11 protein-coding genes are annotated in these 13063 nt (G+C 67.4%); 8 read left to right on the top strand and 3 right to left on the bottom strand.

Translation table 11 applies throughout. The features are described from left to right. Positions 1 to 20: 20 nt before the first annotated feature. On the bottom strand, positions 21 to 839 hold the full coding sequence (locus QRM95_RS01755; RefSeq protein ID WP_285246177.1) for a peptidylprolyl isomerase: 819 nt from the start codon (positions 837 to 839) through the stop codon (positions 21 to 23). 226 nt (positions 840 to 1065) lie between these two features. Between QRM95_RS01755 and hisS the strand changes: the two genes are divergently transcribed. Beyond that, on the top strand, positions 1066 to 2436 hold the full coding sequence (gene hisS / locus QRM95_RS01750; protein ID WP_285246176.1) for a histidine--tRNA ligase: 1371 nt from the start codon (positions 1066 to 1068) through the stop codon (positions 2434 to 2436). On the opposite strand, the gene QRM95_RS01745 is transcribed toward hisS, so the two are convergent. Further along, positions 2433 to 3698, bottom strand: a complete 1266-nt coding sequence (locus QRM95_RS01745) for an APC family permease (protein ID WP_018761443.1) — start codon at positions 3696 to 3698, stop codon at positions 2433 to 2435. The genes hisS and QRM95_RS01745 overlap by 4 nt on opposite strands. A 97-nt stretch (positions 3699 to 3795) precedes the next feature. Here QRM95_RS01745 and aspS point away from each other — a divergent pair, with 97 nt between their 5' ends. Further along, positions 3796 to 5577: an aspartate--tRNA ligase gene (gene aspS, locus QRM95_RS01740; RefSeq protein WP_285246175.1), complete on the top strand. Its 1782-nt coding sequence runs from the start codon at positions 3796 to 3798 to the stop codon at positions 5575 to 5577. 83 nt (positions 5578 to 5660) lie between these two features. Beyond that, a complete protein-coding gene (locus tag QRM95_RS01735) occupies positions 5661 to 6482 on the top strand; it encodes a GNAT family N-acetyltransferase (protein ID WP_285246174.1) in 822 nt (273 codons plus the stop codon). An 18-nt stretch (positions 6483 to 6500) separates the two neighbouring features. Here QRM95_RS01735 and QRM95_RS01730 read toward each other — a convergent pair whose 3' ends face one another. Beyond that, positions 6501 to 7169, bottom strand: a complete 669-nt coding sequence (locus tag QRM95_RS01730) for an acVLRF1 family peptidyl-tRNA hydrolase (protein ID WP_285246173.1) — start codon at positions 7167 to 7169, stop codon at positions 6501 to 6503. Positions 7170 to 7232: 63 nt separating this feature from the next. Here QRM95_RS01730 and QRM95_RS01725 point away from each other — a divergent pair, with 63 nt between their 5' ends. The 5 genes from QRM95_RS01725 (at position 7233) to alaS (ending at position 13060) form a co-directional block, all read left to right on the top strand. Then, on the top strand, positions 7233 to 8693 hold the full coding sequence (locus QRM95_RS01725) for a replication-associated recombination protein A (RefSeq protein ID WP_285246172.1): 1461 nt from the start codon (positions 7233 to 7235) through the stop codon (positions 8691 to 8693). 171 nt (positions 8694 to 8864) lie between these two features. After that, positions 8865 to 9491 (top strand): 30S ribosomal protein S4, encoded by a 627-nt coding sequence (rpsD, locus tag QRM95_RS01720; RefSeq protein ID WP_009357431.1) that lies wholly within the window; start codon positions 8865 to 8867, stop codon positions 9489 to 9491. A gap of 145 nt (positions 9492 to 9636) precedes the next feature. Further along, on the top strand, positions 9637 to 10011 hold the full coding sequence (locus tag QRM95_RS01715) for a DUF948 domain-containing protein (protein WP_018761438.1): 375 nt from the start codon (positions 9637 to 9639) through the stop codon (positions 10009 to 10011). Between the two features lie 17 nt (positions 10012 to 10028). Continuing rightward, positions 10029 to 10259: a DUF6167 family protein gene (locus QRM95_RS01710; protein WP_243835433.1), complete on the top strand. Its 231-nt coding sequence runs from the start codon at positions 10029 to 10031 to the stop codon at positions 10257 to 10259. 122 nt (positions 10260 to 10381) lie between these two features. Next, entirely contained in the window at positions 10382 to 13060 is a 2679-nt protein-coding gene (alaS, locus tag QRM95_RS01705; RefSeq protein WP_285246171.1) for an alanine--tRNA ligase, read from the top strand. The last annotated feature ends 3 nt before the right edge of the window (positions 13061 to 13063 follow it).

Below are 13063 nucleotides of genomic sequence, written 5' to 3'. Positions count from 1 at the left end.
GTCCGCTTGGGCCCGGCGTCCTACTTCAGAGAAAACGAGTCTATCGTGACTGGTTGGATCGGTGCGCCGTCCGTGTCACTGGCCCCGGGCTTAATACCTGCGGCGGCAATCTTGGTCACTGCGTCCAGCCCGGAGGTCACTTTGCCCACCACCGTGTAGCCGCCGGCAGAGTCAGGATTAATGACAGTGTCCTTGTAGACAATGAAGAACTGCGTGCCGTTTCCGTAGGCGTTGTTGCCGCTCCGCGCCACGGCGATGGTCCCTGCGGGATATTTGTTGTCGGCAGGGGCATTTTCCAAGGGGCCCCAAGTGTAGTTCGGGTCACCCTGGCCGTCACCGTTGGCGGAGCCGCATTGCAGGACACCGAACTGGTCCGCTGTGGTCAAGCGGTGGCAGGTCTTGCCGTTGAAAAAGCCTTGGTCGCTGAGTGACTTGAACACTGCGGCCGCTTGGGGCGCCTTGGTGCCGTCCACTTCCACGCCAAGGGGGCTGCCGTTCAGCGACAGCTCACCGGAGAACGTCTTGCCGGCGGCGGTCTCGGCTGCGGGAATGTTCGCCCCGTTGGATACTTGCGGAGACGGGGTGGCGGAGGCGCTTTCGGACGCCGACGGGTCGGTCAGCCCGGCCTGCGCGGCAGCGTATTCGTCCTCGGTGGGATTTCCGGCGAAGGCGGTGAGTTGAAGCACGACGGCGAGCGCGACGGCGGCGGCTCCCGCGCCGGCGGCCACGAGGTTGTCGCGTTTGCGCCGCTTCTCCTGGCTGCGCCGCAGCTCGCGCTTGGCCTCCATTTGCTGGATGCGCCGTTTTGTTTCGCGGGCACTGCGTGAACTGGCCGCCAAGGGTCCTCCTCGTCGTCGGGCTGCTAATGCCCGGCGGATGGCCGCCGGGCGCAGGTGGGGCCGCCATCAGCGCCGGTCCGCTGCATTAGAGATGCACACGGATGGCGCATAAACTGGCTGCCGCACATAGTTTATGCATGGCTGGCTGTGCTGCCGCCGAACGTCGCCTTGGAGCGGCGCGCGGGCAGCCCCCGGCGCACCTTTCACCGTAAGGAGAACTTTCCCCATGGCACGCACCGCCTCCCTGTCCGGATTCCCCGAGTGGCTTCCCGAGGAGCGGCTGGTGGAGCTGCACGTGCTCGATACCCTGCGCCGGGTCTTTGAACTGCACGGGTTTGCCTCGATCGAAACCCGCGCCGTGGAAACGGTGGGCCAGTTGTTGCGCAAGGGAGAGATCGACAAGGAAGTGTACGGACTCAGCAGGCTGCAGGAGGACGAGGGCGACAACCCCGTCAAGGGCGGCAAGGCCGATCCACACGCCCTTGCCCTGCATTTTGACCTGACGGTCCCGTTTGCCCGGTACGTCGTGGAAAACGCCGGGTACCTGGCGTTCCCGTTCCGCCGGTACCAGATCCAGAAGGTGTGGCGCGGCGAGCGGCCCCAGGAAGGCCGGGCCCGGGAGTTCACCCAAGCGGACATCGATGTTGTGGGCGACGGTGAGTTGCCGTTCCGCTACGACGTGGAGATTGCCCTGGTGATCGCTGAGGCGCTCAGCGCGCTTCCCATCCCGGACTTCCGGCTCCGGATCAACAACCGCAAGCTGGCTGAAGGCTTCTACCGGGGGATCGAGCTCGATGACACCGCGGGCGTGCTGCGCAGCATCGACAAGCTAGAAAAAATCGGTCCCGCCAAGGTGGCGGAGCTGCTGAAGACAGAGCTCGGTGCCACCGACGAGCAGGCAGCCAAGGCGCTGCAGCTGGCGGCCATCCGCACGGAAGACACCTCGTTCGTGGCGAAGGTCCGCGCCCTGGGCGTCAGCGACGAGCTCCTGGACGAGGGCCTGGATGAACTGGAGCAGGTGATCGATGCCGCCGTGCAGCGCGCCCCCGGCAAGGTGTTGGCGGACCTGAGCATCGCCCGCGGCCTGGACTACTACACGGGCACTGTCGTGGAGACCGTCCTGGTAGGCCATGAACAGCTGGGATCGATCTGCTCCGGCGGCCGCTACGATGCACTGGCGTCCAAGGGTAACCGCAAGTTCCCCGGGGTTGGCCTGTCCATCGGCGTCACCCGCCTTGTGTCCCGTATCCTCAGCCAGGACCTGGCCAGGGCCTCCCGTTCCGTGCCCACCGCCGTGCTGGTGGCCCTGAGCCACGACGACAGCTGGGGCGCAGCGCAGGATGTTGCTGCTTTGCTTCGCAGCAGGGGCATCCCCACGGAGGTCGCGGCGAAAGCGGAGAAATTCGGCAAGCAGATCAAGTTCGCCGACCGGCGCGGAATCCCGTTCGTATGGTTCACGGACGACGACGGCACGCACCAGGTCAAGGACATCCGGACCGGTGAACAGGTGGTGGCAGCCCCGGAGACCTGGGCCCCGCCGCTGGAGGACCTCACCGTCCAGGTGAGCACCACGGCCACCGCACCGGCGTCGGCCTAGCGGCCGCGCGGCCGGCCGTGCTGGCGCTGCCTGAAGCGCAGCACCAGCCAACGGCCGGCCATACCCGCGGCCAGGACCGCTGCCATGGTCAGCAGGGGAGCCGGCGGCAGCGTGAAGGCCAGCACCACGCACCCCAGGAAGCCCGCCGCGTTCAGCCAGCGCGGCGCATAGGCCGGATGCGAACCGAGGGTGTAGGCGGAGGCGTTGGCAACGGCGTAATACACCAGCACCCCGAAGCTTGAGAAGCCCACCACGGTCATTACGTCCGTGGTCAGCAGGAGCAGGATCACGACGGCGGCCACGGCCAGTTCCGCGAGGAACGGAACGGTGTGCGCCCCGCCCACCCTGGCCAGGGTGCGGGGAAGGTCACCTTCCCGCGCCATGGCCAGCGTCGTGCGTCCGACGCCGGTGATCAGCGCGAGCAGGGCGCCCAGGCATGCGGCGGCGGCGCCCACCTGCACCAGTGGTGCACCCGCCGCCAGCTGCGATGCCAATACCGCGTCCAGGAGGGGAGTCCTGGCAGCAGCGAGCCGGTCTCCCAGGTGGGCCTGCAAAAGTAGGGCCAGCAGCAGGTAGATGGTGAAGGCGGAGGCCAGCGCGGCCAGAATGGCCCGCGGAATGGTGCGGGAGGGATCTTTGACTTCTTCGCCCAGTGTGGCGATCCGCGCGTACCCGGCGAAGGCGAAAAACATCAGCCCGGCTGCCGGCAGGACCCCCGCCGGGCCACCGGAACCCGGACCGGCCGCGTCCGCCGCGGGATGCGGGCCAAGGACTGCGGCAACTCCGACGAACACCAGGGACGCCACGACCACGCACAACAAGATCCGCGTGAGCTGGGCAGTGCGGGTAATCCCCAAGAGGTTGATGCCGGTCAGGGCAACCACGGCAGCGACGGCCACCGGCACGGCATAGCCCGGTGCGACGTAACTGCCGAAAGTCAAGGCCATGGCCGCGCAGGACGCGGTCTTCCCCGTGACGAATCCCCATCCGGCGACAAAGCCGGGCCACTCACCCAGTTGTTTCCGGCCGTAGACATAGGTGCCGCCGCTGGTGGGGTACCGCGCGGCAAGCGCCGCGGAGGCAACAGCGTTGCAGTATGCCACGACACCGGCGAGGACCACGGACCAGGCCAGCAGGTTGCCGGCCAGGGCTGCGGCGGGGGCGAACACCACGAACACGCCGGCGCCCAGCATGGAGCCAAGGCCCATGGCGGTGGCATCGAAGGCGCCGAGCCGGCGTTGGAGCTGCTGGGGTTGGGCCATGAGGCGGCAGTACCTTTCCAGCGGGTAAACTCGGACGGGATCGTTCCCGGAACGATCATATTGAACTTCCCACTGTTTTCCCGCAGAAAGGCGTGCTGTGCTGCGCACACATGACCTCGGATCCCTCCGTTCCGAGCACATTGGACAAACCGTAACCCTGGCCGGCTGGGTGGGCCGCCGTCGTGACCACGGTGGTGTGGCCTTCGTGGACCTGCGCGATGCTTCCGGCGTCTCGCAGGTGGTGGTGCGTGAAGAAGAGGTCTTCCATGGCCTGCGCAACGAGTACGTCCTGCAGGTCAAGGGCACTGTTTCCCGCCGCCCCGAGGGCAACGAGAACCCGGCGCTGGCCACGGGCGAGATCGAGGTCATCGCCGAGGACGTCACCATCCTCAACACCTCGGACCCGCTGCCCTTCCAGATTGACGAGCACGTCGAGGTGGGCGAGGAAGCGCGCCTCAAGCACCGCTACCTCGACCTCCGCCGTCCGGGCCCCAGCCGGAACCTGCGCCTGCGCTCCGAGGCCAACCGCGTGGCCCGTGAATTGCTCCACGACGAGGGCTTCGTGGAGATCGAGACCCCGACGCTGACCCGCTCCACGCCGGAAGGTGCCCGCGACTTCCTGGTTCCGGCCCGCCTGGCACCGGGTTCCTGGTACGCCCTCCCACAGTCCCCGCAGCTGTTCAAGCAGCTGCTGCAGGTGGGCGGCTTTGAGAAGTACTACCAGATCGCCCGCTGCTACCGGGACGAGGACTTCCGCGCGGACCGCCAGCCGGAATTCACGCAACTGGACATCGAGGCCAGCTTCGTGGACCAGGACGACATCATCCGGCTGGGCGAGAACATCGTCAAGGCCGTATGGCAGCTCATCGGTGCCGACATCCCCACCCCCATCGAGCGCATCACCTATGCGGACGCCATGGCGCGCTTCGGTTCCGATAAGCCTGACCTTCGCTTCGGGCAGGAACTGACCGAGCTCACCGAATTCTTCAAGGACACCAACTTCGGCGTCTTCAAGGCCCCCTACGTCGGCGCAGTCGTGATGCCCGGGGGCGCTTCGCAGGCACGCCGCGCCCTGGATGCCTGGCAGGAATGGGCCAAGCAGCGCGGCGCCAAAGGCCTGGCCTACGTCCTCTACAAGGAAGACGGCGAACTCGCGGGCCCCGTGGCCAAGAACCTCACCGACACCGAACGCGCCGGCCTGGCCGACGCCGTCGGCGCCAAGCCCGGCGACTGCATCTTCTTCGCCGCCGGTGAGAAGACGCCATCGCGTGCCCTGCTGGGCGCCGCGCGCGTGGAAATCGGCCACCGTACCGGCCTGATCGACCCCACCGCGTGGGCTTTCTGCTGGGTCGTGGACGCACCGATGTTCGAGCCGGCCGCCGTAGCCATCGCCTCCGGTGACGTCGCCGTCGGTGCCGGCAAGTGGACCGCCGTCCACCACGCCTTCACCTCACCGAAGCCCGAGTTCCTGGACACCTTTGACAAGGACCCGGAATCGGCGCTGTCCTACGCTTACGACATCGTGTGCAACGGCAACGAAATCGGCGGTGGCTCCATCCGTATCCACCAGCGTGAGGTCCAGGAACGGGTCTTTGAGCTCATGGGCCTGGACAAGGAAGACGCGCAGACCAAATTCGGCTTCCTGCTGGAGGGCTTCAAGTACGGCGCACCCCCGCACGGCGGCATCGCCTTCGGCTGGGACCGCGTTGTTTCGCTGCTCGCCGGCGTGGAGTCCATCCGCGACGTCATCGCCTTCCCGAAGTCCGGCGGCGGCCACGACCCCCTGACCGAGGCTCCGGCGCCCATTACGCCGCAGCAGCGCAAAGAGGCCGGCGTGGACTTCAAGCCGGAGGCTAAGAAGCCGGAAGAAAAGAAGTAGACGAAGGACGGCAGCCGCAGGGCGCCGTCCGTCACCGAAGGTTCCCCGGGGAAACCGGGGGACCTTCGGCCTTTAAGGAAGGAATGCCGGTGGCGAGCCCGGACGATGTGAAACCCAGTGCCCTGGAACTCGAATCTGCCATGGATGCAGCGTGGCCGGCCCGGGAACGGCAGGAGGCCGGAAACTGGGTGCTCCGGGCGGCGGATGGCGTCACGCAGCGGGCCAACTCCATATGGCCGCGTGTCCTGGAGGACGGCCACTCCGACGGCGACCTGGCCGCCTTGCTCGCCGAAGCAAGGGCCTGGTACCGCCTCCGCCGGCTGCCCGTGATCTTCCAACTGTTCGACCACCCCGCCACGGCAGCGCTCCAGGACCTGCTCGACGCCGAGGGGTTCACCCGCCAGTCCGAGACCATGGTCATGACACGCAGCGCGGCCGCGGGCGGTACCCCTGAAGGCGGCCATAACGGCGCGGCCGTTGAACTGGCACCGATGCCGTCCGAGGACTGGCTGCGGGTCTGGTGGGAGGTGGACGGCCGCGGCGGCAAGGATGCCTTGGGCACCGCACGGGCAATACTCGACGGTTGCCCGTCGCTGTACGCCCTGGCGCGGGACAGCGACGGCCGCGCCGCCGCCGTCGGACGCCTTGCCATGCCTGCCGGCAGCACCCTCGGTGGGGTGTACGGCATGGCCACACGGACTGACGCGCGTCGCAAGGGGTTTGCGGCAGCCATTCTCGACGCGCTGCTGCACGCCGGCGTCGACCGCGGTGTGACGGATTTCTGGCTGCTGGTGACGGCGCAAAACCATGGTGCCCGGGAGCTCTATTCACGGGCGGGCTTCAGTGAAGCCGGACGCTATGTGTACCGCCAGGAGCGGCCCCGCCGGTCGCTGACGGGCTGCTGACCAGCCGGCGGCCCATGGTTAGCCGGACGGGTCGGTTACCGTGACCCGCACGGAGCAGGCGTCCGCCGCCGCCTTCTTCAGCACCGCCGCCCGCGGCTCAGTGACGTCGAGATATGCGAGCCGGGGCAGCGGGACATAGGGCCGCAACGGCGGTTGTTGCAGGACCAGGTCCGCCAGGGCCCGGTCACCGCCCGGCACCACGTACTCGAACGGCTCACCACCGAATACCCCAGCCGCTTGTTCGGCCACGGAGGCCACCAAGGCGTCCGCCTGGTTGGAACGGCGCCGGGCAAACCGCTGCTGGGACTGGCCGCCAGCCGCGGTGCGCGACTGAACGTACCTGGTGCCTGCCTTGGCCGCCAGCAGGATGCCTTCGCTTGCCACCCCGACGCCGTAGCCGCCCCGCCGCACCAGGAGCAGTCCCAGGCGGCGCGGCTGGGACGCCAGGGCGGCCAGCCGTTCCACCGGGTCGTTGCCGCGTCCGGGACGGCCGTCAGCCGGCCACGGCGCCTGCAGGAGCGCTTCAGTGCCGTCAGCGGCCAAAAGCCGGAGGCCGTCGTCGTCATACCGCAACCGGAAGCCGCCATGGGAGGAGCCAAAGCGTTCCACCCAGCCGGCCAGCCGGGCGCCGGCCACGAATGCCGTCCGGACGGATGGCGGGCCGCCGGCGGAAGCGGTGGCGGGCATAGGCGTTCCTTCGCTGTTGCGGGGCGGGGAAATGCAGGAGTGGACTGGAAGTAGCCTATCTATGTGGATGATCTCTTCGGGCACAGCCCAGAAAACGACGACGACGATGCCGTCGCCGAGGCAGGCGCCGGTACCGGAGGACAAGGCGCGCGAGGACAGGGTGCACGCGGACAGGGATCGCCGCGGAGCCCGCTGGCGGTGCGCATGCGGCCGCGCAGCGTGGATGAGGTGGTGGGCCAGCAACACCTGCTCGGCCAGGGCTCACCGCTCCGGCAGTTGGCGGCAGGGGCCGACGCCGCGGGCCCTGCGGGTCCCAGCTCGCTGATCCTGTGGGGACCCCCGGGCACCGGCAAGACCACCCTTGCGCATGTCATTGCCCGCGGGCCCGGACGAAAATTCGTTGAGCTGTCCGCCATCACGGCAGGGGTCAAGGACGTCCGGCGCGTCATGGACGACGCCCTGACCGCCCGCGACCTCTACAAGACCACCACCGTGCTCTTCCTGGACGAGATCCACCGGTTCAACAAGGCCCAGCAGGACGCGCTGCTGCCCGGGGTCGAAAACCGCTGGGTGGTCCTGGTGGCGGCCACTACCGAGAACCCTTCCTTTTCCGTGGTCTCCCCGCTGCTGTCGCGGTCCCTGCTCCTGACGCTCAAGCCACTCACGGACGCGGATATAGAGGGCCTGCTGGTGCGGGCCGTGGAAGACCCCCGCGGTCTCGGCGGCAAGGTCAGGCTTGGCGACGAGGCCCTCGACCACCTGGTCCGGCTCTCCGGGGGTGACGCCCGCCGGGCGTTGACGGCGCTGGAGGCCGCGGCGGGGGTTGCCTTCGGTGACGCGGACGACGTCGAACGTTCCGTCCCGGAGGGCAGCGGCACCACAGAGCCGGTCACGGTGGAGTTGCGCCACACCGAGCGTGCCCTGGACGCTGCCGCGGTGCGGTACGACCGGGCCGGCGACCAGCACTATGACGTGGCCAGCGCCTTCATCAAGTCCATCCGGGGCTCCGACGTGGACGCCGCACTGCATTACCTCGCGCGGATGCTGGAAGCGGGGGAGGACCCCCGCTTCGTCGCCCGGCGGATCGTCATTTCCGCGGCAGAGGACGTGGGCATGGCGGATCCCACCGCGCTCCAGACGGCAGTGGCCGCAGCACAGGCAGTGCAGCTGATCGGAATGCCGGAGGGGCGGATCATCCTGGCCGAGGCAGTGGTCCACCTGGCCACCGCACCGAAGTCCAACGCCGCCTATATGGGCATCAACCAGGCGATCGCCGATGTGCGGGCCGGCTTCGGGGTGGGAATCCCCGCCCACCTGCGCGATGCACACTATCCGGGCTCCAAGCAATTGGGTCACGGTGTGGGCTACAAGTACGCCCACGATGCTCCGCACGGGGTGGCCAGCCAGCAGTATCCGCCGGACGACCTGGTGGGGCGGGACTACTACCAGCCAACGAACAATGGAGCCGAACGGGACATCGCGGTACGGCTGGAACGGCTGCGGAAGATTGTGAGGGGCAAGTAGCTGCCGTGGTAGGCTATATGTTTGTCTGGCAAGGCCCGGCGCACAATCTCCCCAATTTTACCGTTGAGAAGGTTATGCCCTGTGCCCAGTAGCAAAAGGCAGCGGTTGGCCGATGCTCTCCATCGTGGAGGCCAGTAACACTGACACACCGCAGATATTGGAAGGACACAAGTGGCTAACAACACTCGTGCTCGCCGTCAGGCCCGCCTCTCGCGGTCCCTCGGCATCGCTCTGACCCCCAAGGCCGCCAAGTACATGGAGCGCCGCCCGTACGGCCCCGGTGAGCATGGCCGCGCCCGCAAGAAGCAGGACTCCGACTACGCCGTACGTCTGCGCGAAAAGCAGCGCCTGCGCGCCCAGTACGGCATCCGCGAAGCACAGATGACCCGTGCCTTCGAGGAAGCCCGCCGCACCAAGGGCCTGACCGGTGAAAACCTCATCGAACTGCTCGAAATGCGCCTCGACGCCCTGGTCCTGCGTGCCGGCTTCGCCCGCACCATCGCCCAGGCCCGCCAGCTGGTTGTGCACCGCCACATCATGGTTGACGGCGTCCGCGTTGACCGTCCGTCGTTCCGCGTCGGCGAGGGCCAGCTGGTCCACGTCCACAGCCGCAGCGAGACCATGGTTCCGCTGCAGGTTGCCGCCGCCGGTGCCCACCGCGACGTCCTGCCTGCCGTTCCGGCCTACCTGGACGTCAAGCTGGAAGCCCTGCAGGCCCGCCTGGTCCGCCGCCCCAAGCGTTCGGAAATCCCGGTGACCTGCGAAGAGCAGCTCGTCGTCGAATTCTACGCACGCTAAATCCCAGCAGCGTATCCAAAGAAGCCCGTGGCAAGCGCCACGGGCTTCTTTGTATGTAAGGTACTTGGGGGACATCTGCGCATCGGGCCTTCCGGGCCCGGCCAGGATGGAACCCGACCACGGAATTTCGAGGAGATGAACGTCTATGTCTGGTGGCGATATTGCCGGCCTGATCGCTGCCGGGGTGTTCGCGCTCCTGGTGCTGCTGCTCGCGGTACCCATCCTGAAGCTGGGAAGTGTCTTCGACGAGGTGCGCACCGCCATCAAATCCATCAGTGACGGCGCCACGCCCCTGATGGACGAGGTCACCGCCACCGTGTCGACCACCAACCAGCAGTTGAAGAAGGTCGACGGCATCTCGTCCAACGTCTCGGATGCGTCCGCCAACATTTCCGCCCTGTCCTCGCTGGTCGCCGCCACGGTGGGTTCGCCGCTGATCAAGGTGGCCGCGTTCAGCTACGGCGTGCGCAGCGCCTTCGCGAACCGCAGGAAGCCCGCAGCCGGCCGCCGCAGCCGCTAGATTCGAAAAGAACGAACATGAAAAGAATTGTTTGGATGGGAATTGGCGTGGCCATCGGCGTCATCGCGTTCCGTAAGGTCACCGAGGCGCAGGCCAACCTCGGACCCGAAGGCCTCAACCGTGCTGTTGGGCGCCTGGCAGACGGCGTGTACGACTTCGCCGATGCCGTCCGGGCCGGGATGCGCGAGCGTGAGACCGACCTCCGCGCCGCACTGGGCGTCGACTCCGCGGAACTGGTGCGCCGCTGAGCCCCAGGGTACGCAACGGCAGCCAACGAAAACCGGCGGGGACCGATCCCGGATCCCGCCACCTGAACTAACTTTCCGCGCCCGGCAGGAGCCGCGGACCACGAAGGGTAAGAAAACAGCTCATGAAGTCGCAGGAGATCACTAAGCGCTGGGTGGACTTTTTTGTCAGCAAGGGCCACACGGCGGTTCCCTCCGCATCGCTGGTCTCCAGCGACCCCTCGCTGCTGTTCACGGTGGCCGGCATGGTCCCGTTCATCCCTTACCTCACCGCCCGCGAGGAACCGCCCTACTCCCGTGCCACCAGCGTGCAGAAGTGCATCCGCACCGGTGACATCGAAGAAGTGGGCAAGACTGCCCGGCACGGCACCTTCTTCCAGATGTGCGGCAACTTCTCGTTCGGCGACTACTTCAAGGAAGACGCCATCAAGTTCGCCTGGGAGCTGCTCACCACGAGCGTTGACGACGGCGGCTACGGCCTTCCGCCCGAGCGGCTGTGGGTGACCGTCTACGAAGAGGACGACGAAGCCGAGGAACTGTGGCTCAAGAACACCGGCGTCCCCGCTGAACGCATCCAGCGGATGGGCAAGTCGGACAACTACTGGTCCACCGGCCAGCCCGGTCCGGCCGGGCCTTGCTCGGAGATCTACTACGACCGCGGACCCGCATACGGCATCGAAGGCGGCCCGCTGGCTGACGAGACCCGCTACATCGAGATCTGGAACCTCGTGTTCATGCAGTACCAGATCGAGAACGTGCGCTCCAAGGTGGACTTCGACATCGTGGGCGAATTGCCCAAGAAGAACATCGACACGGGCCTGGGCATGGAACGCCTCGCCATGATCCTGCAGGGTGTCGAGAACATGTACGAGACCGACCAGGTCCGGCCGGTCATCGACAAGGCCGCGGAACTCTCCGGCAAGGAATACACCTCCGCTGAGACTCCCGAGGACCCCCACCACACGGACGACGTCCGGATGCGCGTTGTGGCGGACCATATCCGCTCGGCCCTCATGCTGATCTCCGACGGAGTCACCCCGTCCAACGAAGGCCGCGGCTATGTCCTGCGACGCCTGATCCGGCGTGCCGTGCGCTCCATGCGCCTGCTGGGCGTCGAACAGGCCTGCCTGCCGGAGCTGCTGCCGGCGTCGCGGGATGCCATGAAGGGCGTCTACCCCGTCGTTGACACCGACTTCGCCCGGATCAGCCGCATCGCCTACGCCGAGGAGAAAGCGTTCCTCCGCACCATTGCGTCCGGGACTGCGCGGCTTGAGGACGCGGTTAAAGAATCCAAGGCAGCCAACAAGCCGCTGTCCGGCGAGGACGCCTTTACCCTCCATGACACCTACGGCTTCCCCATCGACCTCACGCTCGAAATGGCCGAAGAGGCGGGCTTGAAGGTTGACGAGGCTGCCTTCCGCAGCCTGATGCAGGAACAGCGCCAGCGCGCCCAGGCAGACGCCAAGGGCAAGAAGGGCGGCCACGCCGACGTCACGGTCTTCCAGGAGCTCCTGGGCCAGGGCGAGACGGTCTTCACCGGCTACACAGAACTCGAGGGCGAGTCGCGTGTCCGCGGCCTCCTCAGCGCCGGCCGCAAGGTCCAGCAGGCTGCCACCGGCGACGAAATCGAACTCGTGCTCGCCGAAACCCCGTTCTACGCCGAGGCCGGCGGCCAGGCTGCCGATACCGGCCTCATCACCGGTGACGGGTTCGTCGTCGAGGTCCTGGACGTCCAACGCCCCATCAAGGGCCTGAGCGTGCACAAAGCGGTTGTCCGCGAAGGCGAGATCGGCGCAGACTCGCTGGTGCGCGCCGCCGTCGACCGTGAACGCCGGCACGCCGCCGAGCAGGCCCACACGGGCACGCACATCGTGCACGCCGCCCTGCACCAGATCCTCGGGCCGGAGGCCACCCAGCGCGGCTCCTTCAACAAGGCCGGTTACCTGCGCTTCGACTTTGCGTGGGGCGAAGGCCTGAGCACGGCGACGCGTTCGGAAATCGAAGAAGTGTCCAATCTTGCCATCCGCAACAACTACGCGGTGGAAACGAAGATCATGGGCCTGGCCGAGGCCAAGGCCATGGGTGCCATGGCCCTCTTCGGCGAGAACTATGGCAGCGAAGTACGCGTGGTGGAAATCGACGGCGCGTGGTCGCGCGAGCTTTGCGGCGGCACCCACGTTGCCAACACCTCGCTGATCGGCAGCCTGTCCCTCCTGGGCGAACAGTCCGTCGGTTCGGGCAACCGGCGCGTGGAAGCCTTCGTGGGCATGGAAGCCTTCCGTCACCTTGCCGCCGAGCGCGCCCTGGTGACCGAACTGACCGACCTGCTGAAAGTCCCGTCCGGCCAGCTCGCCGACAGGATTTCCGCCACGCTGGCCAAGCTGAAAGCCACCGAGAAGGAACTGGACCGGCTCCGCAAGGAACAGCTGGCTGCCTCTGCCGCGCGGCTGGTGGACACCGCCAAGGACGCCGGGGGAGTGAAGGTGCTGGCCCACGACGCCGGCACCGTCAGTGGGGCCGACGACCTTCGGGGCCTGGCCCTGGACCTGCGCAACCGGCTCGGCTCGGCGGCATCCGCGGTTGCCGTCGCCGGTGTCGCCAACGACCGTCCGCTGATCCTGGTGGCCACCAACGAGGCAGCCCGGGAAGCCGGCGTCAAAGCCGGTGCGCTGGTCCGTATCGCCGCCGGCGTGCTCGGCGGTGGCGGTGGCGGCAAGGACGATGTGGCCCAGGGTGGAGGGACCGACGCCGGAAAGGTTGGCTCCGCGCTTGCCGCCGTCGTCGACGCCATTTCGGCGCGCTAATCC

Origin of the sequence: Pseudarthrobacter sp. efr-133-R2A-89, assembly GCF_030209315.1 — a bacterium.
Lineage (GTDB): Bacteria > Actinomycetota > Actinomycetes > Actinomycetales > Micrococcaceae > Arthrobacter.
The sequence above is the reverse complement of the archived record's forward strand: the minus strand, read 5'-3'. Positions and strand labels throughout refer to the sequence as shown.

Excerpts from the sequence above, each read along its gene's own strand:
- QRM95_RS01730 (WP_285246173.1), bottom strand. The coding sequence starts at position 7,169 with ATGCCCGCCACCGCTTCCGCCGGCGGCCCGCCATCCGTCCGGACGGCA.
- QRM95_RS01735 (WP_285246174.1), top strand. The coding sequence starts at position 5,661 with ATGCCGGTGGCGAGCCCGGACGATGTGAAACCCAGTGCCCTGGAACTC.
- hisS (WP_285246176.1), top strand. The coding sequence starts at position 1,066 with ATGGCACGCACCGCCTCCCTGTCCGGATTCCCCGAGTGGCTTCCCGAG.
- QRM95_RS01710 (WP_243835433.1), top strand. The coding sequence starts at position 10,029 with ATGAAAAGAATTGTTTGGATGGGAATTGGCGTGGCCATCGGCGTCATC.
- QRM95_RS01715 (WP_018761438.1), top strand. The coding sequence starts at position 9,637 with ATGTCTGGTGGCGATATTGCCGGCCTGATCGCTGCCGGGGTGTTCGCG.
- alaS (WP_285246171.1), top strand. The coding sequence starts at position 10,382 with ATGAAGTCGCAGGAGATCACTAAGCGCTGGGTGGACTTTTTTGTCAGC.
- QRM95_RS01745 (WP_018761443.1), bottom strand. The coding sequence starts at position 3,698 with ATGGCCCAACCCCAGCAGCTCCAACGCCGGCTCGGCGCCTTCGATGCC.